Here is a 25,369-nt window from a genome sequence, read left to right on the forward strand (position 1 = left end):
TCCGTGTCGGTAAGAGGCGGTGCTTCAGCGGAAGCGGTCGATCGAGTAGGGGGCGAGGTCGATGGCGGCCGGCCGGCCGGCGATCAGACTCGCGACGAGCCGGCCTGTGACCGGCGCGGCCGTGAGGCCGACGTGACCGTGGCCGAACGCATAGACGGCATTGGCGTGGCGGCGGGAGCGGCCGATCACCGGCAGCGAATCCGGCGTACTGGGGCGAAAGCCCAGCCAGCGTGCCATATGCGCGCTGCCGTCGCGTTCGGCGCCGGGTGTCAGCCGTGGGTACATGCGGCCAAGCAGCCGGGCCAGCAGATCGGCGCGGCGCCAGTCCGGCGCGGCGCGCAAACCGGCCAGCTCGACCGTGCCGGCACAGCGGACCCGGCCGTGCATGGGCGTCACCACCACCTTGCCTTCGCCCCACATGACCGGCAGGCGCGGACCGGCCTCGGTCTCCGGCGTTTCGACGTGATAGCCGCGTTCGGTGTCGAGTAGCACGCGGTCTCCCAGCGTTCGCGCAAGCGGACCCGACCAGGCACCCAACGCGATCACCACCGCTTGCACGGGCAGCGTCTCGCCGGTCAGCACGACTTCCGTGACCGCGGAGCCATTGCTACGTAGTCCGGAGATTTCCGCGCGGCGAAACTCCACGCCGCGTGTCGCCAGCCAGTCGGCGATGCGGGTCAGGAACTCGCCCGGATCGGTCAGGTGCGCATTGCCGGGCATCAGATAGCCGCGCGTGAAGACCGGTGCGAGGTCGGGCTCCAGGTCGCGCAGCGCGGCGGTATCGAGCGTCTCGACGGCGATGCCGTGATCGGTTCGCAGGCGTATCGCGCGCTGGTCGGCCGCGTGGCCTTCCGCGGTCGAGTAGACCACCAGGTTGCCGCGATCGTGCAGCAGGTCCCGCGCGCCGGCTTGCGCTGCCAGCGCCTGCCAGGCTTCGACGTTGCCGGCCAGCAGGCGTTGCAAGGCGGCGGCCGAGGCCTCGACGGTCGCGGCATTGCCCGCCCGCACGAAGCTCGTCAGCCACGGCAGCATGCGCGGCAGCCAGGCGGCGCGCAGCACCAGCGGACCATCCGGCTGCAGCAGCCAGCCGGGCACTTTCCGCACCACGCCCGGCATGGCGACCGGAATGATCGACGACGGGTTGATACAGCCTGCGTTGCCCAGCGAGGCGCCGCCCTGTGCCGGCGCCGCACGGTCGATCACGACCACCTCGTAGCCGGCTTTGTGCAGCGCGGCGGCGGCGCATAGGCCGACCGCGCCGGCGCCGAGCACGGCGATTGGCCGGTTGTCTGTCCTGATTGCGTTGTTCATGTTCCGGTGGCCCGTGCGTCGCTCAGCCCATCCACTGGCTGACCGGCGCGGCGGTTTCCTGGAGCGGCTGCGTGATGATGTCGACCAGCGCCGGTCCGCCATGTGCGATGGCGGCGCGCAGCACGGCATCGAGCTGTCCGGGGTCCTCGACTTTCCATGAGGCGACGCCATAGGCGGCGGCTACGCGCGCATGGTCGGTGCGGTCGAAGTCCACGGAGAAATAGCGCTCCTCGTAGCCGGCTTTCTGGCTGGCCTTGATCCAGCCGTAGACGGAATTGGAGAACACGATCATCAGCAACGGTACCTTGTGGCGCACCACGGTTTCCAGTTCGCCGACAGTAAAGCCGAAACTGCCGTCGCCCATGACCGAGACGACCTTGCAGCCCGGGCGCCCGATCGACGCACCGACGCCGGCCGCCATCGAGAAGCCGAGCGCGCCGTGCGCGCGATTGGTGATGAAGTGCCGGCCGGAGTGCGCGGCCGAGAAATAGGCGGAGAAGTAAGGGCAGGGGGTGCCGGGGTCGGCCACCACGATGGCGTCGTCGGGCAGCAGGCGGTTCAGTGCGTCGACCACGCGCTCGGGCTTGATCGGCGTGTCGTTCGACGCGGCCAGCTGCAGGAAGGCTTCCGACTTCGCGTGCCGCGCCGCCCGCGCGAGCGCATGACCGTCGCTGGTGTCGCCGCGCCGTTGCGGCAGACGGTCCCGTACTTCCTCGTTGAGGATTTGCAGCGCCAGCAGAGCGTCGCCCACCATGCCGACCTCGGTGCGGTAGTTGGTGCCGACCACCATCGGGTCCGAATCGATATGCAGGATGGGCACCGACGCATTGGGCACCTTCCAGTGTTCGGTGGAAGTCGAGCCGGCACGGCAGCCGATGATGAGCACGACATCCGCGGCGGCCAGCACCTCGCGGGTGGCGAGCACGCCGCCGTTCGAACCGACGACGCCGACGTTCAGCGGGTGGGTGTCGGCGAGGCTTCCCTGGCCGCTTACCGTGGTGCAGACCGGCGCATTGAGCGCTTCCGCCAGTTTTTGCAGCTCGGCGCAAGCACCGGCGATGACCACGCCGCCGCCGCAGAGTATCACCGGGGTGCGGGCTGACAGCAGATGTTCGGCGGCGCGTACCAGGTCGTCGCGTGCCGGGGCGGTGCGCATGGCCGGAAAGCGGTCGTGACCCGGCTGGGCCCACAGGTCCGGGTAATCCATTTCGTGTTTCTGTACGTCGTACGGCAGGCATAGATGAGCCGCGCCCGGCCGGCCGGTGGTGGCTGCGCGGAAAGCGCCGCGCACCGCGCCGGGAATCTGGTCGACGCGGTCGATGGTGGTGTTCCATTTGGTGAGCGGACGGTATAGCGCTTTCTGGTCGAGCTCGGTCAGCGGATAGCGGCCGCGCGAGCCGACCGAGACGTCGGACGTGATGCCGATGACGGCAATCGACGACTCGTTGGCTTCCACGAGTCCCGGCAGCAGATACGTGGCGCCGCCGCCGCTCGGGCCTTCGCATATGCCCACCTTGCCGGTGACGCGGGCGTAGCCGTCCGCCATGTAGGCGGCGCTACGCTCGTCGCGGGTCAGAATGTGCTGCATGCCGTGATCGAGGCGGTGAAGCGCGTCGTAGAACGGCAGGCTGGTGTCGCCGCACAGTCCGAATATATGTTTGACGCCATTGAGTTGCAGCATGCGCACCATGGCTTCGGCGCCGGACAATTTACTCATGAACACTCCTCTGGACAGGTAGGCTCCGGAGCGTCCCCCGGCGTTTGGTATTCAATACTATATCCAAATTTGGATACATACAAGGATAAGGCGTATCCCTTAGATGTTCGGTTCGCTTGGGTGGGGATGCGGAAACTGCGGGGGCGTGCCGGACTGACGAAGGCGGGCAAAGGCGCTTCGAATTTGACGGGCAAAAGAGATAACTCTGGAATCCGAAGCGTTGGGTCCTGGTAGTCTGCGCGGGAGTCGCCCGTCGCGGGCGCCATGAAGGAAGAGATCAGACGCCTCCGGCAGCAAGGGGGCAGCGCGCGGACTCAAGCGACGAAATTGTCTGCATGACGGGATCGCGTCGATTGAATCGGCGATCCAGCAGGCGACAGCCGCGCTATCGGAGTTGATGTTCGGTTCCGGGAAAACCGGTGCCGTGATGGGCGGGCAGGCTTGAATGATGTGCCGGTCAAGCCGGGCGGGAGACAGCGCGAAGAGCGGTGCCCAACAATGTCTTGATCGCCCGTGGTGAATGGTAGAGAAGGCGTTGCCCGGGACTCGGTTGGTTGTGCGATTCCGCGTGTTGGCGAACGAAGCGATCCGCCTCGCTCTCCAGCCGGCGCGCAATCACGACTCACGACCGATCAAGCCGCAATAAACCGGTGCGATTCAATTTGCCTCAAGACTGCTGATCGTTTTCTTCAGCAACATCATGAGCGTCTCGGTCTCCTCAGGCGTCAGATGAGACGTCCCCCTTTGGTAATGCTTCCATGCAAGTTGCCAAAGGTTCTGATAAAGATCCTCACCGCTTGCGGTGAGCGACAGGCTCAGGTATCGGCTGTCCGATTCCCGCGCGGCGCGCTCGATCAAGCCGCGCTCGTGCAATTGATCGACGACCCGGCTCAGCGTCGGCTGGTCGATCGCGGTTTTCGCCACGATTTCCCGCAGCGCCAATCCCGGCTCGCCGTGCAGCACGGCCAGCGCGCGCCATTGCATGACCGAAATATCGAGCTTGCGCAGGTCTTTCCTGAATTGCAGGTTGAACAGGCTGGCCGCGTGGTTGATCAGATACGGCACGAAGCGGTCGGTGAAGTACGAGGCGTCGGGCGGTATGTCGGCGCGGCCTGTCTTTTCCTGTGATGAATGAGGCCCCGTGCTTTGGGGCGCCGCCGTCGCGCCGCTCTCCTTTTTTCTGCCGCTCGAACGATTTCCCTTTGCCGTATTCATTGCTTTTTCTCCTCGAGGAAACATCCCGCTGGTGGTTTCCGGCCGGTCTTTTCGCAACGCTATGCGCGGCCCGTTGACATGCAGAAATTGGTGGCCTAAGGTGTGTTCACATACATATGAAATTACATGTATTTTCCATGTTTCTGCCGGCTGATGCAACATCGGCACGCTTCGGCGTGATGTCATGCTAACTATTATGGGGACAAAAATGGGGGAAGCAGGTTGGCGCGGCGCTCCCGCCGCGTGGCCGGTCACATTCGTGCCGGGCGCGCCGAGGATCGCTTTTTCGGAGCGAGGCACAGGAGAACTCGTTCTGTTTCTGCACGGTATCGGTGGAAACCGTTCGAACTGGTATCGGCAACTGGTTTCGATCGGCACCTTCGCGCACGCGGTCAGTTGGGATGCTCGCGGTTATGGCGCGAGTGACGACTATGACGGCAAGGTGACGATCACCGACTTCGCGCACGATGTCCTGCGGCTCATCGATCACTGTGGCGCGGCTCGCGTGCATCTGGTCGGGCTGTCGCTCGGCGGGCGCATTGCGCAGCGCTTTACGCTGCAGTATCCGCAGCGCGTTGCCTCGTTGACGCTGGTCGACACGCGTCCGGATACGCGCGACACCCGCACGCCGGAAGAACGGGAGGCTTTTCTCGCTGCCCGCGCGCAACCGCTTCTCGCGGGCAAGACGCCGGCCGACATCGCGCCGGCGGTTGCGCGCGGTCTTGCCGGTCCGAAGATTACGGAAGCCGCGCTCGATGAACTGGTCGCCAGCATTTCGATCCTGCGTACGGACAGCTATCTGAAAACCATCGAGGCCAATCTGAACGACGATTTCGTCGGCGACCTGTCGCGGATCGTCGCGCCCACCCTCGTCATGGTCGGCGAGTACGACACGCTGACGCCGCCTGTGCTGGCGCAGGAACTGGCCGCCAGCATTCCCAACGCGACGCTCAAGGTGATTCCCGAATCGGGTCACCTTTCCAACATCGAGAATCCGGAGCAATTCGATCTGAGTCTGATGCAATTCCTGCAATCCGCTTTCAACCGATCCTCTCGCGTTTCCTGACACATTAAATTAAATCGTCGTTTTCCTGACATAAAAGGATGCTTCGTGAAAATTAAATTAGGTATCTTAATTTATTCGATTTCGATGATCTCGACGAGCGCCTGGGCGCAGAACAGCGTCACGCTGTACGGCATCATCTCGACTGGCATCGGGTATGTGAGTAACGAAGGCGGAAAAAGTGCTGTTCAGATGTTCAGTGGTGCAAATCAGAACAACCGGTGGGGATTGAAGATTCACGAAGATCTCGGCGGCGGGTTTGCCGCAGTCGCCCAGCTCGAAAACGGGTTCAGCTCGACCAACGGCTCGCTCGGGCAGGGCGGCCGGATGTTCGGGCGGCAAGCGTTCGTCGGCCTTGGCAGCGACCGCTACGGCACCGTGACCTTCGGCCGTCAGTACGACATGATGTGGGACTACCTGGACCGCTACGAACCTCAGGCGTTCGGTCCCGGGTTCGGAACCACCTTTGGGGATAGCGACAACGTCGAAGGGAATTTTCGCTACAGCAATTCGGTGAAGTACGTCAGCCCCAATTTCAGCGGGTTGACCTTCGAAGGTCTCTACGCGTTCAGTAACAGCGCGGGCAATTTTTCGCAGAATCAGGCGTGGAGTGCCGGCGCGGGTTATGACAATGGCCGTTTTCGCTTCGCGGCCGCCTATCTGTATCTCGATCGGCCGGGTGTGGGCAATCCCAACGGCGCGGTGACGGACGACTATGCCGGCGCGCCGTTCGCGCTGTTCCATACGAGTCCGCTAAACAGCACGGTCGGCGTCAAGCATCAGGAGGTGGCGGCAGTGGGCGGGCTCTACCGGTTCAGTGCATTGAGCGTCGCCGGCATGTACTCGAACGTGCATTTCACGTATCTCGACAATAGCGGCGTCAACCTGAACAACTTCGACGTGATCGGTCTTTACCAGCTCACGCCGGCCTTGACGGTCTCCGCGGCGTGGCTCTACACGAGCGGCAACTACCAGGGTGTCAGCGCGAATCCCCATTGGCACCAGGGCCAGGTCAGCGTCGACTATTTCCTGTCGAAGCGTACGGACGTATTTGCCTTTGCGAATTATGTGAGAGCGTCCAACGGGCCGCTGGCGCCGGCCGTTATTTTCCAGGCCTCGCCATCGAGTTCGCGTAACCAGCTGCTGCTGCTCGGCGGAATGCGACACCTGTTCTGATCGTTGCCCGATCGTTGCGTTAACCGCCGCGCGGGCGGTCGTGTGCAGGCGGTTCTGATTTGCCGGCTCAAACCACGGCGGCCGTCATGGTCGCCGTTATCTGGAGATTGGTATGGAAGTATCGGAAACGTTGTCTGGAGGCAGGGAACGGTCCGTTTCCCTGCAGGGGCGTGCATTGCAACGCATCGTCATATCGAGCGCGCTCGGCAATGCCCTGGAATGGTATGACTTCTTTCTGTATGGCACCACGGCCGCGCTGGTGTTCGGGCAGATTTTCTTTCCGAAAGGAACGCAGCCGCTGGTTGCTGCGCTGGGTGTTTTTGGCGGCTTTGCCGTCGGCTTTCTGGCCCGCCCGTTTGGCGGCGTGATCTTCTCGCACATCGGCGATCGCTACGGGCGCCGTGCCGCGCTGATCTGGACGCTGACGTTGATGGGCAGCGCCACGTTTCTGATGGGGCTTCTTCCGTCGTACAGCCAGGTCGGCATCCTCGCGCCCATGTTGCTGGTTGCGTTGCGGATCGTGCAAGGGCTCGCGGCCGGCGGCGAGTGGGGCGGCTCGGTGCTGATGATTACGGAAAGCGCGCCGTCCGGCAAGGTCGGTTACTTCTCTGCATACGGGCAGGCCGGCCTGAGTCTGGGTTTCCTGTTGTCGGCCGCGGCGGTATGGCTCGTGCGGCAACTGCCGGAAGCCGATTTCATCGCATGGGGATGGCGTATGCCGTTTCTCGCGAGCATCGTGGTTTTCTGCCTTGGCATTTACATCCGCCGTTTCGTTCCCGAGACCCAGGCGTTCAGGGAACTCGCCGCACGCGGCGGCCGGGCGAAGCTGCCGGTGCTGCAGGTTCTGCGCGAGCATCCGCGAGCGGTACTGACGGCCATGGGCCTGCGGGTGGCGGAAAACGGCAGCTCGTACGTCTTCGTCGCGTTTTCGCTGACCTTCGCGAAGTTCGCGCACGTGCCCGACGGGCAGGTGCTCGGCGCGATGATCCTGTCGTTTGTCTTGCAATTGCCCGTGATCGTATTGATGGGGCGGCTTTCCGATCGCATCGGCAGTCGTCCTATCTATCTGTTCGGCACCCTGACGATGATGGCATTTGCCTATCCGTTCTTCCATTTCGTCAGCACCGGCAGCCCGGCCTTGACGCTGCTCGCGTTTCTACTCGTCAACACGATCAGCTACGCGGCGCTGGTTGCGACACAGCCGACGTTGTTCAGCAGCTTTTTCGGCACGAGCATGCGCTACTCGGGCCTCGCGCTGGGGCATGAGATCGCCGCAATCTTTAGCGGAGGATTGTCGCCGTTCATTGCCACTTCGCTGCTCGTCTGGTCCCACGCGTACTGGCCGGTGGCCGCCTATCTCGTCGTCCTCGGCCTGATTACGACCTTCACGGCCCTGACGATCCGCAAGGGGCCCACCCCCGGCGAGCGAGAATCTGCTTGACAGCGAAGATTAATGACATAACATATGTAAATACATCTAATTGAGGAGACTTCAGATGTCAGCTTCGCAGGTCGAATTTGGGTTCATGATTGCCGCGTCGGACGTCGAGCCGACGCCCGATCTCGAACTGTATCGCCACATGATCGACGATGCCCGTTTTGGTTACGAAGCGGGTTTCCGTACGGTATGGACTCCGGAGCATCACTTTTCGAGCTATTTCCCCACGCCCAGCCCGTTGATGCTGATGTCGAACATCGCGTCGCGCTGTCCGGGTCTGGGGCTCGGTACGATGGTGCTCGTTACGCCGTGGCATAACCCCGTGCGGCTTGCGGGCGAGATCGCGATGCTGAGCCTGATGTCCGACGCGCCGCTCCATCTCGGCCTTGGCCGCGGTGCCGCCCCGCTCGAATACGATGCGTTCGACCTGAAGCTCGAGAATGCGAAGGCCCGCTTCCAGGAAGTCTGGGAAGTACTCGATCTGGCCTTGTCGGGCAAGCCGTTCACCTATGAAGGCCAGCATGTGCGCGTGCCGCTGGAAGTGCGGCTGCGCCCGGATGCACGACGCGAGAACATCAACTTCTACGGCGCGATTGGCAGTCCTGATAGCGCGACGAAGATTGCCGAACTCGGTTTGCCGCCGATTTCCAACGGTACACTGCCTCTGGCCGTGCAGCGGAAGGTGCTGAGCACCTGGCATGACGTCACGCTGCAACGCGGCGGCGATGTGGACGTGACGAAGCCGGTCGCCATCAGTTGCATCATTGCGGACAGCGACGATGAAGCCGAGGCGCTCGCGCGCAAGTACATGCCGCGCTGGTTCGAACTGCAAGTCGAGCACTACCGGCCGGATGAAGGCGGATTCCCGTCGATTCCCGACTATCAGTCGTTCGCGGCTGTTCACGAACGCCGTGTCTCGATGTGCAATCCTGACAATCTCGGGCCCTTCAATCGTCTGCAACTGTTCGGTTCTCCGGCAACGGTCTGTGAGCGCGTGCAGGAATATCTCGACGTCGGTTTCAATCACCTGATCGTGATGGCGGCAACGCCGGGTATCCCGCAGCAGCGCCGGCGCGAGTGGCTTGGCCGCTTCGCGAGCGAAGTGGCGCCGCACTTCTCCGCGGAATTCGCGCAGCGAGCCCGCCTGGCTGAAGTCTGATGGCGAGTTCATCCACGAGAACCCCGTGCTTTGCCATCTGGAGAAAATCATGACGCAGCCATTCGTTCCTCATATCGTCGGCATAGGCGGCACACTCAGATACGGGTCGAGTTCCGAGCGGGTCGTGCGCGCCGTGTTGCGCGAAGCTCAAAGGCTCGGTGCGTCGACGGAAGCCATCGTCGGTCCCGAACTGGTGATGCCGATGTATTCACCCGAAGCCCTGGAGCGCACGCCGCAAGCCGTGCGTTTTCTGGAGGCGCTGCGGCGCGCCGACGGGGTGGTCATCGCTTCGCCCGCCTATCACGGCTCGGTATCGGGACTGGTGAAGAACGCGCTCGACTACACGGAAGACATGCGCGACGACGAGCGCAGCTATTTCAGTCAGCGTGCGGTAGGGTGCGTTGCCTGTGCAGGCGGCGTTCAGGCGGGCGCTTCGACGCTCGCGACGCTGCGCTCGATCGTGCATGCGCTGCGCGGATGGCCGACGCCGCTCGGCGTCATGCTGAACACGTCGCAAACGCTGTTCAATGCCGAAGGCGTCTGTGTCGATGTCGCGGCGACGGAGCAATTGCGTATTATGGCCGGCGAGATCGTTATGTTCGCGAGAGCGAACGCGAGTGCGAGAGAGGAGCGGGAAGCTCTATCCGAAGTGTCTTGCGAGTCGGTCTAGCGGTTCGCGATAGACCGATAGGTCCCGCCGCATTGCACAGCGTATTGCACAGAAATATAGTCAAGATTCCAGATAAAAAAGAGCCGCACGCAAAAGCGCACGGCTCTTCAGAACATCGGGAATAAAGGCTCGGCGAAAGCAGCGCCGGCCCATCATCGCACTCAGCCCGCCGCGACCGTCTGCAATCCGTTTTCCGCGGTCAACGCATCCAGGCTGCCCTGCTCCAGCGACACATTGCGTGTTTCGCGTCCTTTCCACCACCAGAGCGCGGCCGCAACCGGCCCCGGTGCCGCGATCACGAACAGCGTGGTCAGCGCGCCGGCCGGCGTGCCGGTCGAGGAGAAGGCGCTGGTCAGCAGCAGCGGCGTAATCATCGCGCCGACGCGGCCGACCGCCACCGAGATGCCGAGACCCGAAGCGCGCAACCGCGTCGGCAGGATTTCGGAGGACACCACGTAGGCCGAGATATAGGCCCAGGTCACGCCGAACTGGATCAGGCAGTAGCCGATCACCATGCCCGCCAGCGTGTGCGCCATGTAGACCACGAGGATCGAGAGCAGCGTGAAGGTATAGCTCACGAACAGCGAGGAGCGGCGGCCCCAGGCCTCGACCAGAAACGACGCGGTCAGCCCGCCGAGCAGCGCGGCGAGGTTGCCGTACGCGTAGTAGATCGGCATCGACCCGGCCGGCACCTTCATGTACGGCAGGATGACGAGCGCCATCAGCGACAGCACGCCATACACGACCGCCGCCTGCGAGAAGTTCAGTGCGCTCGCGAGGCCGCACGGCGCGCGGTACTTGCCGAGCAGTTCGCCGACGTTGCGCCAGAACATCGGATGGGCCGGCACGATCGTGGTCGGTTCAAAGCGGCGCTGAGCGGCCAGCGCATCGGGGCCCTGCGCGGCTGCTGCGATCCTCGTGACGATCGCCTCGGCTTCCTCGACACGACCCTGCTGCAACAGCCAGCGCGGCGATTCCGGCACCACGCGGCGAATCCAGAAGAAGATCAGTGCCATCGTCGTGCCCAGACCGAAGCCGACGCGCCAGGCGATGCTGGCCGGCAGGTGATTCAGCACGAAGTACGATACGCCCGCTGCGATCAGCGCGCCGAGCGGAAAGCCCGACAGGATCAGCGAATCGGTCCGGCCACGATGCTTGCGCGGGATGAACTCGCCCATCGTGGCGGTGACGGCCGAGTATTCGCCGCCGACCGCGAGCGCGGTCATTGCGCGGAAGAACAGGAACGAATCGAAATTCCACGACACCACGGTCGCAACGCTGAAGAGCGCGTACCAGAGCAGCGTCGCGAGGAACAGGCGCTTGCGGCCGAAACGGTCGGCGAGATAGCCGAATGCGATCGCGCCGACCAGCATGCCGAACACCCAGATGCTCACGGCCAGCGAGCCCTGTGTCGAACTTAGATGCCAGTACGACTGGATGCCGCCGAACACGCTGCCGATGATGTTGGTCTCGAACGAATCGAGTGCCCAGCCCACGCCGAGCGCAGCGATGATGAGCGTGTGGAAGCGTGTCCACGGCATGTTGTCGAGGCGCGCGAGCGCATCGGTCGAGATGGAACGTTGCGTACTCAAGACAATCTCCTGGAGGGGGCAATCGGCGGAACCGATGCGAAATCGAATTTCGGAAAGTGGCTGCGGTTGCCGATGAAGTTGCGCCCGCGCGCGCCGTCGAACGCCTGATCGACGATTGCGTACCATTCGCCTTCAGCGAGGCCGTACGAGCCCGGATGCGTGGCGACGCCGAGCGAGTCGAGAAAGGCCGCGAGACGTGCGGGCGCGGTTTGCGTGTCGCCGAAGATTTCGGCGAGCGCGGCGTCGCAGGCCGGATCGGTGCCGAGCGCAGCCTGCATCACGGCCGGCAGCGTGAACGAGCACGCGATGCCATGCGCGACGCCGTGCGACAGCGTGATCGCATACGAGATGTTGTGAGCCAGCGCGGTACGCGTATTCGAGAACGCGAGACCCGCGCGCAGCGCGCCGAGTGCCATTGCGCCACGTGCCTCGAGGTCGGACGGATGCGCCATCACACGCGGCAACGCGGCCATGATCTCGCGTGCCGCATGGATCGCGAGGCCGCGCGTGACCGGGCTCGCGTGCACGTTCCAGATACTTTCGAGCGCATGGGCCAACGCATCGAGACCGCTCGCGAGCGTCGGACCTTCGGGCAGACCGACCATCAGTTCGGGATCGATCAGGACTGCTTCCGGGTACAGATCCTCGCGCGACAGCGACAGCTTGCGCGCATTGTCCGGGTCCCAGACCGTGGCCCAGCAGGTCACTTCGCTGCCGGTGCCGGCGGTGGTCGGAATCGCGATGATCGGCAGCGGGTTCGCCGTTGCGGGGCCGCCCGCGCTCAGGTAGGCGTAGACCGGGTCGAAGTCGCCGCGCCCGGCGGCCAGCACCTTGGCCGAATCCATGACCGAACCGCCGCCGAGCGCGACCAGCACCTCGGTTTCTTGCGGCAACGCCTTGAGCTGTTCGCAGGCGCGGCGCAGCATGCCGACCGACGGATTCGGCTCGACCGAATCGATGCGCAATTGCGCGGGACCGGCGATCGCCTCGATACGCGCCGAGAGGTCGGCGAACACCGCGTCCGGATAGGTGACGATCACGTAGCGGCGGCCCGCGATGGCCTGGCCGATCTCGCCGAGCGAGGCGGCGCCGAAGCGCACGCGAACCGGGTTGTGGAACTGCCAGGCGCTGTTCACGGACGCTCTCCGGCGGCGAGCAGCGCCTCGATCGCGTCGATCACGGCCGGCAGATCGGCGATGGTATCGATCACGAAGTGCGCGCCGGTCCGTTCGAGCTTCGCGCGCGCGGGCGTCAGATGCGCCTGCTGTTCGGCGGGGCTCAGCGCGGTCCACTCGGCGAGCGACAGGCCCACTTCGTTGCCGCTCGCGGCGATGCCGACCGCCCACATGCCCGAGGCCAGGCCGGCCAGCAGGCCGGTCGGGCTGTCGTCGACTACCACGGCGCCGCGCACATCCGGCGTCGCGAGCGCGAGTGCGTTGGCGAGGATCATGTCGGGGAACGGCCGGCCGCGTGCAACGTCGCTGACCGTGCTGACGAAGTCGGGCTTGTAATTGCGTTCGGCCGCGAGCGGAATCAGGTTCTTCATGACTTCGCGCGGATAGCCAGTGGTGCTGCCGACCGCGATGCCGCGCGCGCGCAGATGCGCGATGGTGTCGATTGCGCCTGGGATCAGGTCGGCGTATTTCGCGACGTTGATTTCGTCCACACGCAGGAACTCCTTGTACAGCGCATCGACGTCGGCTTCGTTCGAGGCGTGGCCGGTGTGCGCCTGCCAGCGGGCCTGCACGTCGGCCTCCTTGAGGATCAGCGCGATGTGCTCGCGCTTGGCCGCGCCCATCGGCGCGCGCGCTTCGGCGATCGTGATCGGCACGCCGGCGTCGGAGAAGACCTGACGGAACGCCTCGACCGGGGCAATGCAGCCGAAGTCGAGCACGGTGCCGGCCCAATCGAAAATGGCAGTGGTAATCGGACCGCGGTACTGACGGTGCGACGCGTTCGAGGTCAGTAGACTGGGTTGCATGGCGGTGTCCTTTTTGAAGAGGGCTGATGAGTCCATGCAGAATAGATTTGTCGCGTGACGCTCGTATGATCGAAATACCGGGTTGAATTCGTTGAATCAACCGAAAAAATTGATCGATTGGCCGTATAACGCGTATACGGATACGTGCGTTGCTCGCCGTCGTGCGGGGCTATTGGGCGTGGGGGTGGCGTGCCCGGCGGCCGCGCGGTAAATCGCGGGCCTCGGGCGCCATGCGTGTTCGCCGCCGCGGGACAGCGGCGAACCCGTGCACGGCGTGCGGAATGTGCTGAAGATTGATGCGGCGGGGAGATATCACATCGTCGGCCATCGGCATGATCGATGGCCTGTCGCGCTCAAGGGTTCCGGTCAGAGCCGGCATTCATTCCCGATAAGCGTGAGTGTGAGCGTGCTGCGCAAAGTCAGGAATGGTTTTTCAACGACGGGGCCGGCTGTCAAACAGCAGTTCGATCAGCGAATCGGCGGTATGCCGCAGCCGCTTGGGGTCCTGGTACACCCGTTCGATCACCACGATTCCGCGCGTCAACGTCAGGACCAGCCGCGCGGCTTCCGCGGCCGGAATCCGCAGGTGCGCCGTTTTTTCGACCTTCGATAGCCGCTCCAGCAGAATCGTCTCGAAGTCATCGAGCAGCGACTGGATCGCCTCGCGTATCGGCGCATCCATGTCCTGCGTCTCGACCGCGGTCTTGGTGCTGAGGCAGCCGCGCGTGGGGGCATCCGCAGCGATGGTCGTCGTCATCGACGTGATGACGCAGTCGAAGAAACTCTGCAACGCGTCGCGGACCTTCGGCTTATCGAGCGACCGGCGGATTTGCTGCAGAAAGCGCTCCCGGTACAGATCGAACACGCGCAGGAACAGCGTTTCCTTATCGCCATAGGCGTTGTATAGCGAGCCCCGCTGGATCCCCGTGGCGGCGGCGAGATCCTGCATCGTCGTCGCGGCAAAGCCCTTCTGCCAGAAGAGCGGAAGAGCCGTTTCGAGGGCTGCGCCCTCGTCGAACTGGCGAACGCCTGCCATGTCTTGCTCCGTGTCGTGAATCGGTATCCAGTCTGAATTTAATCTCATTCTTGACGTTGATGTCAAGTTTGTCTAGAGTGTCAAAATTGACGATGATGTCAAAGACTGGTGGAGGCTTGGCTATCCGCCGGATTTCTTCCGCTTGCAAAGACACATTCATGACTTCCATGACAGGTTCACTCACGCCGGCGCAGATCGACCGAAGGCTCGTCTCGCGCTATATCTTCGCGGGGCTATGCGCCAGCCTCGTGAGTATCGGGCTGGCCCGCTTCGCTTTTACGCCGCTCATTCCGGAGCTCATTCGCGCGCACTGGTTTTCGACCGCGAGCGTGATCTATCTTGGCGCGGCCAATCTGGCGGGCTATCTGTGCGGCGCGCTTCTGGCCCGTCCGTTGGGCAGCCGGTTCGGCAAGGAGCGCACGCTGCGCGTGATGATGCTGATCATTACGGCCACCTTTCTCGCGTGCGCCTTTCCGTTGTCGGTCGGCTGGTACTTCGGCTGGCGAGTCCTGTCGGGCATCGCGGGCGGCGTGGTGATGGTGCTGGTCGCCGCCACGATTCTTCCGCACGTGCCGCCGGCGAGCCGGGGCATGGCGAGCGGTGCCGTGTTTCTCGGTCTGGGGCTCGGTATCGCAGGGTCGGGAACGCTGATTCCACTGCTGTTGAAACTGGGGCTGGCCCAGACCTGGATCGGTCTCGCCATCGTCTCGGCCATCCTGACGTCGGCGAGCTGGTTCGCGTGGCCGTCGGCGCGCCTCTCGTCGGAGACGCCCGCTCGGGGCGCGGACAGTCGGGCCTCGCGCGCGCATTTCGGATGGCGCGTCAATCTCCTGTACGCCCAATATGCGTTGATGGCGGCTTCTGTCGTCGCGCCCATGGTGTTTCTGGTCGACTTCATCGCGCGTGGGCTCGGCATGGGCACGCATGAGGGCGCCATCTTCTGGGTGCTCTACGGGATAGGCGCCATTGCCGGTCCGCCTCTCTATGGCTTTCTCGCGGACCGGATGGGTGCCCGGGCGGCCATCGGACTGGTATCGCTTGCGCAAGCCGTCGCATTGGCGAGTGTTTATCTGACGGGGAACGTGCCGGCACTCGGTGTGTGTGCCGTTGTCATCGGCACGTTTGCGCCGGGTATCGTTCCGCTTGCGTTGGCGCGCATTCATGAGCTGGTGCCGAAGAATGCGCATCGACAGAACATTGCGTGGAGCAGGGCGACGATTCTGTCGGCCGGGGTCATGGCGGTTTCCGGCTACGCGTTCTCGGCGCTATTCAACGCAAGCGGCGGCAACCATCGCCTGCTTTTCCTGGTGTCCGCCTGTCTGGTGATGATGGCGCTGGCCTGCGAACTGGCGAACGGGTTCAGGTCCGCGGCGAAGGGGGCCGCCTGACGAGGCGGCGCGAACAGGCGGCGCGGCTTTCACATGGAAATTGGAGAGGCTGCGCTCATGCGGAGCCAGATGCAGAGCCGAAAAACGAGGGCTCGCGATTCAGGGCACACGGGGCTTTATCGCACCTTGTTTTTCCGGCCCTTTGAAGAACTTCGTTATTAATCGGCTGTGTATACCCGGCGTTTCCTGATTCAGAAGCTAACTCAGGAAACGCCAGGCATTGTCCGCACATCAGCAGCCAAAACGGAAATCAAAAAGATCCACCCAACTGCCGTAGCCAGTGAGCGCCCCTCAGGCGATCCCACCCATGCACAGGTATTTCATCTCGAGATAATCGTCGATCCCGTACTTCGATCCTTCACGGCCGAGCCCGCTTTCCTTCACGCCGCCGAAAGGCGCGACCTCGGTGGAGATCAGACCTTCGTTGATGCCGACCATGCCGTATTCGAGCGCTTCGGCAACCCGCCAGATGCGGCCGATGTCGCGACCATAGAAATACGATGCGAGGCCGAACTCGGTATCGTTAGCAAGGCGAATCGCTTCTGCTTCGCTCGTGAAGCGGAACACCGGTGCAACCGGGCCGAACGTTTCCTCGCGGAAAATCTTCATGGCCGGCGTGGCGTCCGCGAGCACCGTCGGCTCGAAGAACTGCGCGCCCGCCGCATGACCGTTGCCGCCGACGACGACCGACGCACCGTGCGCGAGCGCATCGTCGACGTGCTCGCGGACTTTCGCCACCGCGTTGCCGTCGATCAGCGGCCCGATCTTCGTGGCGGCATCGAGGCCGTTGCCGACCGTCAGCGCCCGAACCGCCACGCCGAGCTTCTCGACGAACGCATCGTAGACGCTGTCCTGCACGAAAAAGCGATTCACGCACACACAGGTCTGCCCCGCGTTGCGGAACTTGGCGGCGATCGCGCCCGCGACGGCCGCATCGAGATCCGCGTCGTCGAAAACGATGAACGGCGCGTTGCCGCCCAGTTCCATCGACGTTTTCTTGACGGTGGCCGCGCATTTCTCGAGCAGCACCTTGCCGATTTCGGTCGAGCCGGTGAACGAGAGCTTGCGCACGACCGGATTGCGGCACAGTTCGTCGCCAATCGCGGCAGCGTTGCCCGTCACGCAGGAGAGCACGCCGCGCGGCACGCCCGCGCGCTCGGCGAGCACGCACAGCGCGAGCGCGGAGAAGGGCGTTTGGCTGGCGGGCTTGAGCACGATCGTGCAGCCGGCGGCCAGCGCGGGACCGATCTTGCGCGTGAGCATCGCGGCCGGGAAGTTCCACGGCGTGATCGCCGCGCATACGCCGATCGGCTGCTTGAGCACGACGATGCGGCGGTCCGCCGTATGCGCGGGAATCGTATCGCCGTAGACGCGCTTGGCCTCCTCGGCAAACCACTCCAGAAAGGAGGCGGCATAGAGGATTTCGCCGCGGCTCTCGGCCAGCGGTTTGCCCTGCTCGCATGTCATGATGGTGGCGAGGTCGTCCTGGTTGTCGAGCATGAGCTCGTACCAGCGCCGCAGAATGGCCGCGCGTTCCTTGCCGGTCTTCGCCGACCAGGCCGGCAGCGCCGTCCGTGCGGACTCGATGCAGTGACGGACCTCGGTTGCGCCAAGACGCGGCACTGTGCCGATCAGCAGATCGTTGGCGGGATTGGTCACGGCAATCGCCGACGAGGCATCGCCGGCGTGCCATTCGCCCGCTATGAAACAGGCTTCGCGCAGCAGCGAAGGGTCGCGCAAAGGCGGCAGGGCCACCTGATTTTCTGACATTCCAGTCTCCATGGAACAATGACAATTCGTTCGGTCAGGCTGCCGCGTTCTGGCGGCGTGGCCTGGCGGGACTCCGCGCAGGCGCGGGCAGGTCGGTGGCTGCCGGTTCATCGGCGGCATCCCGTTTGGACTGTGAGTCCACCAGGATGCGGATCACCGCCTGGACGTGTTCGACGGACGCCCGTTCGGCCGCCGCGCCGTCTTTGGCCTCGATCGCATCGAGCAGTTTCTTCATTTCCTTGAACGACGCCTTGTCGCGGCCCGGCGAGCGGATCGTGTGTGCGCGCAGCTGGTTGATGCGCGCGTTCAGCGTCTCCGCGAGCTTCCACGCCACCGTCTTGCCGCCGCTCCCGAACATGTACTCGTAGAACTGGCCGACCTTCAGCAGGACGTTGTCATAGTCCTTGTTGCGGAACGCTTCCTGTACCGCATCGAGTATCAGCGAGAGATAGGCGACGATTTCCGGCGTCGATTTTTCGGCGCAGGCGCGCGCCGCGCTGCCTTCGAGCAGCGCGCGAATCTCGTAGATCTGGATGGCCTCGTCGAGGTCGACCTTCTTGACCACGGGGCCGAGGTTCGCAATGTTCTCGACCAGCCCCTCGGTTTCCAGATGCCTCAGCACTTCGCGCACGACGGTTCTGCTCACGCCGAGTTCGTCGCATAGCGGTCGTTCGACCAGTCGTTCCCCCGGCAGAAAATGCGATTGCAGGATGGCGTTGCGCATGCGCTCGAGTGCGAGTTGCCGGAGCGTTTTCACTTCGCGTTCGATACGCAGCGATTTTTTCTCAGTCGTCATAGCTTGTTCCGTTGTCCCGGTACGGCGGCATGCCCGCTTCAGTTATCCATCATGCAGGCCGCTTGCCCGCGTAGCAAGGAAGCTTACCCAGGGTTCTTCCCTAGTCGAAAACTCCCCACGGCGTTTTCAATTGACTATAGCATGGTATACCAACATAGATGCTACAAGAATATGGAATCGCATATTCTTGTCGAGTGTGGCGTAAGACCGGCGCGCAGCTGCGCGGCGCAGTGCCGGTACTGCTTAACCATGTCAGGGATGAATCCCGCCAATCTGGAGCGTCAAGATGCACAAACTGATTCGCAAGACAGTGACCTTTTTCGAAGACATTACCGTCGACGGCGGCCGCGAAGCGGCTGTTCCGCTCAAGCTGGTTGGCGTCGCCGCCGTGCTGACCAATCCGTGGGCGGGCCGCGGCTATGTCGAGGACCTCGGGCCGGAGATTCGCGAAATCGGCCCGGTGCTCGGCGAGTTGCTGACGTCGCGCATCCTCGACATCACGGGGTCGGGGGAGAACGTGGAAGGCTATGGCAAGGCATCGATCGTCGGCCTGAACGGCGAGATGGAGCATGCATCGGCGCTGATCCACACGCTGCGTTTCGGCAACAAGTATCGCGAGGCGGTCGGCGCGAAGTCCTATCTTGCGTTCACGAATCTGCGCGGTCCGGCGAATTGCCCGATCACGATTCCGCTCATGCACAAGCACGACGAAGGCATGCGCTCGCATTACCTCACGGTGCAATTCTCGATCACCGACGCGCCGGGTCCGGACGAGATCGTGGTCGCGCTTGGCGCGTCGATCGGCGGCCGGCCGCATCACCGCATCGGCGACCGCTACAAGGACATTCAGGAGATGTCGTCGAATGGCTAGTCACACAGAGCCGGGTGACGGCAAGCGCATGCTCGACGGCACCGCATACCATGTCAGCGGCAGCGGCGAGCCGCTCGTCCTGATTCACGGCGTCGGCATGAATTCGTCGATCTGGGCGCCGCAGATCGCGGAGTTCGAACAAGACCATACGGTGATCGCGCTGGATTTTCTCGGCCACGGCGGCAGCAGCATGCCGCGCGAGGACGCCACGCTCGACGATTACGTCGAGCAGACCGCGCGCTTGCTGCACACGCTCGGTATCGAGCGTGCGACGGTGGTCGGGCATTCGATGGGCGCGCTGATCGCGATCGGCCTCGCGGGCCGTCATCCGGAGCGGGTTGGACGCCTGATCGCCATGAACGCCGTTTTCGAGCGCACGCCCGAGCAGCGCGAGGCGGTGATGAACCGCGCGACCTCGCTCGGCCCGGAAGGCGCGCTCACCGACATGCACGTCACGCTCGGGCGCTGGCTCGGCACGACGAGCCCCGAGCCCGGCCCGGCCGCGGACGCGATCCTGAAGTGTCTCTCGGGCGTCGACGCGAACGGTTATGCGCGCGCTTATCGCGTGTTCGCGAGTTCGGACCGGGCGCACGTCGACGTGCTGCCGCAACTCGACATGCCGGCGCTGTACCTGACCGGCGAGCTCGACGCGAATTCGTCGCCGGCGATGTCGGTGCGCATGGCGGGGCTCACGCCGCGTGGCGTGAGCGAGTCGCTGGACGGCGAGCGGCACATGATGGCCGTGGTGTCGCCGCAAAAGGTCAACCGGGCGATCCGCGCGTTTCTGGACCAATCGCCGCGGCAGAGCGCGACGTCCGCCGCCGCGTCCAGCCCGACGGCCGCGCGTGAAACGAAGGAGGTGTGATGCCTGACGTATTCCAACAATACATCAACGGACGCTTCGAGAATGGCAGCGAAACGTTCGAGAGCGTGAACCCCGCGACGGGCAAGCCCTGGGCGACCATGCCCGCGGCGACGCAGGACGACGTCGAACGGGCCGTGCAGGCGGCGCATGCGGCATTGAGCGATCCCGCGTGGGCGAAGCTCACGGCGACGCAGCGCGGCAAGCTGCTGATCCGTCTCGGCGATCTGCTCGCGCAGAATGCACCGCATCTCGCCTCGATCGAGACGACGGACACCGGCAAGATCATCCGCGAGACGAGCGCGCAGATTGCCTATATCGCCGAGTATTTCCGCTATTTCGGCGGGGCGGCCGACAAGCTCGAAGGCGCGGTGCTGCCGATCGACAAGCCGGACATGGAAGTCACGACGCGTCGCGAGCCGATCGGCGTCGTGGCGGCGATCGTGCCGTGGAACTCGCAGCTGTTCCTTGCCGCGGTCAAGCTCGGTCCCGCGCTGGCGGCCGGCTGCACGGTCGTGTTGAAGGCGTCGGAAGAGGCGCCCGCGCCGCTGCTCGAATTCGCGAAGCTCGTGCACGAGGCCGGTTTTCCCGCGGGCGTCGTGAACGTGCTGACCGGTTTCGGCGAACCGTGCGGCCGCGCCTTGACGAGCCATCGTCTTGTCTCGCGGATCGCCTTCACGGGCGGTCCTGAAACCGCCCGCCACATCGTGCGCAACTCGGCGGCCAATCTCGCGGCGACTTCGCTCGAACTGGGCGGCAAATCGCCGGTCGTCGTGTTCGACGACGCCGACATCGCCGGCACCGTGAACGCCGTGGTGGCCGGCATCTTCGGCGCGTCCGGGCAAAGCTGCGTGGCGGGCTCGCGGCTCATCGTCCACGCGAAGATTCGCGACGCGTTCCTCAATGCGCTCGTCGCGAAGGCACGCCAGATTCGCATCGGCGCCCCCGACGATGCGGCGACCGAAATGGGGCCGCTCGCGACCGCGCGCCAGCTCGAAAAGATCGAGCAGATTGTCGCGTCGAGCGAAGCGGCGGGCGCGGCCGTGCTGACGGGCGGCAAGCGCCCGGCGTCGATGGAAGCCGGGTATTACTACGAGCCGACCATCGTCGATTGCCCGAACCCGGCGATCCCGAGCGTGCAGACGGAGCTGTTCGGGCCGGTGCTGAGCGTGCTCGGATTCGAGACCGAGGAAGAGGCCGTGCGTCTTGCCAACGACACCGAGTACGGCCTGGCCGCCGGCGTATTCACGCGGGACCTGTCGCGCGCGCACCGGATGATGAAGGCGATTCACGCGGGCGTCGTCTGGGTGAACACGTACCGTGCCATCTCGCCGGTCGCGCCGTTCGGCGGCTATGGCGAAAGCGGCTACGGACGCGAAGGCGGTATCGAATCGATTCTCGAATACACGCGCACCAAGACCGTCTGGCTTCGCATTTCGGACGAACCGATTGCCGATCCGTTCGTGATGCGTTGAGGCCAACGATCAGAGTCATGGGATATGGAAGCAAACGTGAATAATCAGCAGGAATCAGACGAGCGCTTCTCGGGGCCGATTCCGCCGTTCGTTCGCGACCTCGTGAGCGCGGCATGCGGCGAGACGGACGGCGCCCGGGTGCTCGGCGCATTGCGCAGCGAAGACGACGTGATGAGCGCGCACGCGATGCGCGCGGCCAAGGCCACGAGTCTGAGCTTCGCGCACAGCCTCGTCGAGCGCATGAAGCGCGAGCATTGGCGCATCGAGTGCGTGTCGTGCGATGTCGACGCGAATGGCGAAGGGACCGTCGTCTACGAGATCACGGCGGCGGGACACCAGTTTCATTTCGCGGCGTTCTCGCAGGCGAGCGACGGCATCGACCGGCCCGGCCGGTTCACGGAGTGGACGTTCGACTTTCTCGGCATCCTCGTCGACGGGCCGGCGGACCTCGCGGCAATCGAGCACGAGCGCGAGGAAATCGTCGGCAAGGTGTGGCGCGGCCGCACGACCAATCTGTCCACGCTCGGCTGGACCGTCGCGAATCGCAGCAACCGTTTTTACGACTACGTGCTCGGCCGCCTGGAAGCGGGCCAGCAGCCGGAACTCGACCATCTCGCCGAGGGCGGCGGCTACATCATCCGCAACGCGGGCTATTACGCCAACGGTCGGCACGGCACGCGCGCATGGGTTTCGCTGCCGCCGGATCATCCGCTCGCCTATCCGTACCACGTCGATCTGTTCGCGCTGTACATGTGGCGGCTCACGAGCTTCACCGTGGTCGAGGCGCAGGCGCGCAGCAGGAATGCCGCGGCGGCGCGTCTCGAACCGGGTTCGAAGCTCGTGCTGGGCGTCGGCAATTCGTCGGGGCTCGGCATGGTGGCGACGCTGGTGCGCTGGCCCGCATGGCTGAGCGCGTTTTCGCTGGGGCGCGAGCTGGCGCTCGCCTATGCGCTGACGCGCGACGCGCAGACTGCACGCGCGGACGCAACGACGCTGGCCGCGCTCCTCACGCGCTCCGCGCGCCTTTATGAAACGCTGCCGGACGGCGACATCGACGAAATGGAGCGGCATGCCGATATCGCGCGTGCGCTCGCGACGCTGGCCTCGGCGGCCGAGCGGTTTGCCGCGACCGGCAGCGTCGACGATCGGCAAACTCGGCAAACGGCGTCGCCCTGGCGGGCACTGCTCGCGAAGGCGCGCTCGCTTGGCAGCGACGAGGCGCACGGGCAGCTCGTCGCGCATCTCGTCGCGCTGTATCCGCGTTTTGCCGCGGCGATGGAAGCGGTCATTCCCTCGACCATGAAGATCACTCGCCAGCAGCGCGTCGAAGCGACGGTCGGCGAATTGCTCGACATCGCGGACACGCGCTATTGCTGGGCGCTCGACGTCGACCGGAGCGCGCCCGAGACCGCCATGTACTTCTGGTACAAGTCGGGCGAGAACGGCGAGAACCGGCGCGGCGAGCGCGCCATCGACCCTGGTGTGGAGAACGAAACGTTCGTCGACGTGGTAGGCGCCGTGCAGGCATTCTGCACCGTGCTGCGCAGCCGGCCTCGCGATGAACTGGTGACGCGTGTGCTGCTGGATCATCCCGAGTTCGTGCACATTGCGAGCCGCATGCAGCTCGCCGCCACGCTGCCGTATTCGGAAATCCGCGAGAACGTGATCGGCCAGTCGTTCTTCCCGATGGACGCGATCCGCTTCCTGCTCACGACGTTCGGCCTCGAAACGTCGCAGCCGGTCACGCGTCAATGGGTGCGCGGCGTCTTTCTTCTCAACGCCGTGTTGCCGGAGGACCTGCTCGGCGCTTCCGCATCCGCGCACATGCCGCAAGGTGCCCGTGTGGCTTTGTCTGGCAGCGTTGCCGGACAGCAGGAGGACGAGCGATGAGCACATTGAGATTGAGCTACCCGGAACTCGCGCGCACCACGCCCGAGATGTTGCGCGCCTGCGGCTTCTCGGTCGGCCAGGCGGACGACGCCGCCGAGATGATCCTGCTGACGGAAGCGCTGTCCGGCGATGCCTACCGCTATCTGCTCGACAGCAAGGGGACGACGCTGAACGCCGCGTTGCGGCCGCGCGTCCTGCATGAAGAGGACGGCCAGTACCGGATCGACGGCGCGGGTTTGTCGCTGTTGCAGATCGGACCGCGTCTTGTCGATCTCGCGTGTGGCGAGGCGTCGCGTTCGGGATGCGCGCTCATGATCGTGAGCCGCACGGACGGTGCGCAATTCGCGCCGTATCTGGCGCGCCGCGCGGCGCTGCACGGATATCGCGCGGTGCTGTGCATGAGTGGACCGGGTGCGCAGAGGCCGGTTGTTGCCGAACCGGATGGCGAGGGCCGCAAGCCCATCGTGTACGCCGGTATGGAACACGCATCGAACGATGGCGTAGCCGCGAGCACGCCCTCGCTTATGGAGCGGCTCGGCCAGTTTCTCGCACTGCATTCCGATGCGACGGCCGGCCACAACGGATGGGTGGCCATTGCCGTCGAGCGCATCGTACAGGGCGACGGCAAGCATCCGGCGCCGGTTTCTCGCGACGCCGATGCTGACACCGAAGCGGTCCAGCGCATCGACATGGACAAGGCGCTCGATCAGGCGCTTCGCCACGGCGTGACGATGGAGGCGTCGACCTTCTCGCGGCTCGGCGAACTGCTGGTGTCGCTGCGCGTTCCCACCTCGGAGCGCAGTCGCCGCCAGGCCGGTTGAACCCAGGATATTCCGATCACGAAGAGAGTATTTCGACCTATGGACTACATCAATTTCGGCAGCAGCAGCCTCAAGGTTTCGCGCATCGGCTTCGGCGCGATGGGTATCGGCGACAAGGCGTGGCGCTCGTGGGTGCTCGACGCGGACGAGGCGCGGCCGCTCGTTCGCCGGGCCGTCGAAGCCGGCATCAACTTCTTCGATACCTGCGACTTCTATTCCGCCGGCGCCAGCGAGCGGATTCTCGGCGAGCTGCTCGGCGAGTTCGGCAGCCGGAGCGAATTCGTCATCGCCACCAAATTCGGCAACCCGATGGGCAAGGGGCCGAATGCGCGCGGCTATTCGCGCAAGCACATCGTCGAGGCGGTGGAAGCGTCGCTGCGTCGCCTGAAGACCGACTACATCGATCTGTATCAGACGCACATCTGGGACGAGTCCACGAACATCGACGAAATGATGGCCGCGCTCGACCACCTGGTGCGCTCGGGCAAGGTGCTCTACGTCGGCGCCGCGGACATGCCGTGCTGGCAGTTCGCGAAGTCGCTCTACAGCGCGCGTTTTCGTGGACAGGCGAGCTTCGTGTCGATGCAGAACCACTACAACGCGGTATGGCGCGAGGACGAGCGCGAACTGCTACCGCTTTGCCGCCACGAAGGGGTCGCGATGCTGCCGTATAGCCCGATGGCGAGAGGCTTTCTGTGCGGCGAGGCGCGGCGCGATCGCAACTCGACCGAACGCGCGCGCACCGATGGCTATACGTGGGAGTGGTACGGACGCGCGGCGGATCACGCCGTCGGCGCGGCGGTGGACGCGGTGGCTCGCTCGCGCGGCCTGACGCCCGCACAGGTCGCTCTCGCATGGGTGTTGAACAAACTGCCGTCCGCAACGCCGATTATCGGCGCAACGACGCTGCCGCAAGTGGACGAAGCACTCGCCGCGGTGGGCGTCGTTTTGTCCGCGGAGGAGATGCAAACGATCGGCGCGGCCTACGAACCGCGTCCGCGTAGCGGACACTTCTGAGCGGAGAGCAGGGAAGGGCGGCTGGCGGGTTCCTGAGGCACCGGTCAGCCGTCCCTCGATACAGCATGCGCCAATACAGAGATATCGATAAGTATTACAGATTAAAAAAGCGGGCTTGCCC

The 25,369-nt window shown here is 64.4% G+C and carries 21 protein-coding genes; 12 read left to right on the plus strand and 9 right to left on the minus strand.

Going from position 1 to position 25,369, the window contains the following annotated elements; genetic code table 11:
• Positions 1-24: 24 nt before the first annotated feature.
• The 3 genes from F3J19_RS27040 to F3J19_RS27050 all read right to left on the minus strand — a co-directional run bounded on the left by F3J19_RS27040 (position 25) and on the right by F3J19_RS27050 (position 4,405).
• Positions 25-1,311 (minus strand): FAD-dependent oxidoreductase, encoded by a 1,287-nt coding sequence (locus tag F3J19_RS27040; RefSeq protein ID WP_167048584.1) that lies wholly within the window; start codon positions 1,309-1,311, stop codon positions 25-27.
• Positions 1,312-1,333: 22 nt separating this feature from the next.
• Positions 1,334-3,028, minus strand: a complete 1,695-nt coding sequence (locus F3J19_RS27045) for a thiamine pyrophosphate-binding protein (protein WP_167048586.1) — start codon at positions 3,026-3,028, stop codon at positions 1,334-1,336.
• Positions 3,029-3,685: 657 nt separating this feature from the next.
• Positions 3,686-4,405, minus strand: a complete 720-nt coding sequence (locus F3J19_RS27050) for a MarR family winged helix-turn-helix transcriptional regulator (protein ID WP_167048588.1) — start codon at positions 4,403-4,405, stop codon at positions 3,686-3,688.
• A 46-nt stretch (positions 4,406-4,451) separates the two neighbouring features.
• On the opposite strand from F3J19_RS27050, the gene F3J19_RS27055 reads away from it, so the two are divergent.
• The 5 genes from F3J19_RS27055 to F3J19_RS27075 all read left to right on the plus strand — a co-directional run bounded on the left by F3J19_RS27055 (position 4,452) and on the right by F3J19_RS27075 (position 9,749).
• Positions 4,452-5,309 (plus strand): alpha/beta hydrolase, encoded by an 858-nt coding sequence (locus F3J19_RS27055; RefSeq protein ID WP_167048590.1) that lies wholly within the window; start codon positions 4,452-4,454, stop codon positions 5,307-5,309.
• A 45-nt stretch (positions 5,310-5,354) separates the two neighbouring features.
• Complete coding sequence (locus F3J19_RS27060) at positions 5,355-6,482, plus strand: porin (protein WP_345889870.1); 1,128 nt, start codon at positions 5,355-5,357, stop codon at positions 6,480-6,482.
• A gap of 112 nt (positions 6,483-6,594) precedes the next feature.
• Positions 6,595-7,923, plus strand: a complete 1,329-nt coding sequence (locus tag F3J19_RS27065; protein ID WP_167048591.1) for an MFS transporter — start codon at positions 6,595-6,597, stop codon at positions 7,921-7,923.
• Between the two features lie 55 nt (positions 7,924-7,978).
• On the plus strand, positions 7,979-9,079 hold the full coding sequence (locus F3J19_RS27070; protein ID WP_167048593.1) for an LLM class flavin-dependent oxidoreductase: 1,101 nt from the start codon (positions 7,979-7,981) through the stop codon (positions 9,077-9,079).
• A gap of 49 nt (positions 9,080-9,128) precedes the next feature.
• Positions 9,129-9,749 (plus strand): NAD(P)H-dependent oxidoreductase, encoded by a 621-nt coding sequence (locus F3J19_RS27075; RefSeq protein WP_167048595.1) that lies wholly within the window; start codon positions 9,129-9,131, stop codon positions 9,747-9,749.
• A 161-nt stretch (positions 9,750-9,910) separates the two neighbouring features.
• On the opposite strand, the gene F3J19_RS27080 is transcribed toward F3J19_RS27075, so the two are convergent.
• From F3J19_RS27080 to F3J19_RS27095, 4 genes are all read right to left on the minus strand, one after another.
• Entirely contained in the window at positions 9,911-11,290 is a 1,380-nt protein-coding gene (locus F3J19_RS27080) for an MFS transporter (RefSeq protein ID WP_167048654.1), read from the minus strand.
• 47 nt (positions 11,291-11,337) lie between these two features.
• Positions 11,338-12,477, minus strand: coding sequence for an iron-containing alcohol dehydrogenase PsrA (gene psrA, locus F3J19_RS27085; RefSeq protein ID WP_167048597.1), 1,140 nt, complete (start codon positions 12,475-12,477; stop codon positions 11,338-11,340).
• Complete coding sequence (phnX, locus tag F3J19_RS27090) at positions 12,474-13,322, minus strand: phosphonoacetaldehyde hydrolase (RefSeq protein ID WP_167048599.1); 849 nt, start codon at positions 13,320-13,322, stop codon at positions 12,474-12,476. Before phnX ends, psrA begins: the two co-directional genes overlap by 4 nt.
• A gap of 433 nt (positions 13,323-13,755) precedes the next feature.
• Positions 13,756-14,358, minus strand: coding sequence for a TetR/AcrR family transcriptional regulator (locus F3J19_RS27095; RefSeq protein ID WP_167048601.1), 603 nt, complete (start codon positions 14,356-14,358; stop codon positions 13,756-13,758).
• 158 nt (positions 14,359-14,516) lie between these two features.
• Here F3J19_RS27095 and F3J19_RS27100 point away from each other — a divergent pair, with 158 nt between their 5' ends.
• The gene (locus F3J19_RS27100; RefSeq protein WP_167048603.1) at positions 14,517-15,746 is read left to right on the plus strand and encodes a YbfB/YjiJ family MFS transporter; all 1,230 of its coding nucleotides are present in this window, start codon (positions 14,517-14,519) and stop codon (positions 15,744-15,746) included.
• A gap of 291 nt (positions 15,747-16,037) precedes the next feature.
• Here F3J19_RS27100 and F3J19_RS27105 read toward each other — a convergent pair whose 3' ends face one another.
• Entirely contained in the window at positions 16,038-17,516 is a 1,479-nt protein-coding gene (locus F3J19_RS27105) for an NAD-dependent succinate-semialdehyde dehydrogenase (protein ID WP_167048605.1), read from the minus strand.
• Positions 17,517-17,550: 34 nt separating this feature from the next.
• On the minus strand, positions 17,551-18,312 hold the full coding sequence (locus F3J19_RS27110; RefSeq protein WP_167048607.1) for a GntR family transcriptional regulator: 762 nt from the start codon (positions 18,310-18,312) through the stop codon (positions 17,551-17,553).
• A gap of 286 nt (positions 18,313-18,598) precedes the next feature.
• On the opposite strand from F3J19_RS27110, the gene F3J19_RS27115 reads away from it, so the two are divergent.
• Genes F3J19_RS27115 through F3J19_RS27140 form a run of 6 tightly spaced genes read left to right on the plus strand, consistent with a single transcriptional unit; the run spans position 18,599 to position 25,248 of the window.
• Positions 18,599-19,183, plus strand: a complete 585-nt coding sequence (locus tag F3J19_RS27115; protein ID WP_167048609.1) for an amino acid synthesis family protein — start codon at positions 18,599-18,601, stop codon at positions 19,181-19,183.
• Entirely contained in the window at positions 19,176-20,048 is an 873-nt protein-coding gene (locus tag F3J19_RS27120; protein WP_167048611.1) for an alpha/beta hydrolase, read from the plus strand. Before F3J19_RS27115 ends, F3J19_RS27120 begins: the two co-directional genes overlap by 8 nt.
• A complete protein-coding gene (locus F3J19_RS27125; RefSeq protein WP_167048613.1) occupies positions 20,048-21,520 on the plus strand; it encodes an aldehyde dehydrogenase in 1,473 nt (490 codons plus the stop codon). Before F3J19_RS27120 ends, F3J19_RS27125 begins: the two co-directional genes overlap by 1 nt.
• Before the next feature lie 36 nt (positions 21,521-21,556).
• Complete coding sequence (locus F3J19_RS27130; protein WP_167048616.1) at positions 21,557-23,410, plus strand: hypothetical protein; 1,854 nt, start codon at positions 21,557-21,559, stop codon at positions 23,408-23,410.
• On the plus strand, positions 23,407-24,231 hold the full coding sequence (locus F3J19_RS27135) for a hypothetical protein (RefSeq protein ID WP_167048618.1): 825 nt from the start codon (positions 23,407-23,409) through the stop codon (positions 24,229-24,231). Before F3J19_RS27130 ends, F3J19_RS27135 begins: the two co-directional genes overlap by 4 nt.
• A 39-nt stretch (positions 24,232-24,270) precedes the next feature.
• Entirely contained in the window at positions 24,271-25,248 is a 978-nt protein-coding gene (locus F3J19_RS27140; protein ID WP_167048620.1) for an aldo/keto reductase, read from the plus strand.
• Positions 25,249-25,369 lie beyond the last annotated feature (121 nt).

The organism is Burkholderia sp. Ax-1724, assembly GCF_011752995.1.
Lineage (GTDB): Bacteria > Pseudomonadota > Gammaproteobacteria > Burkholderiales > Burkholderiaceae > Paraburkholderia.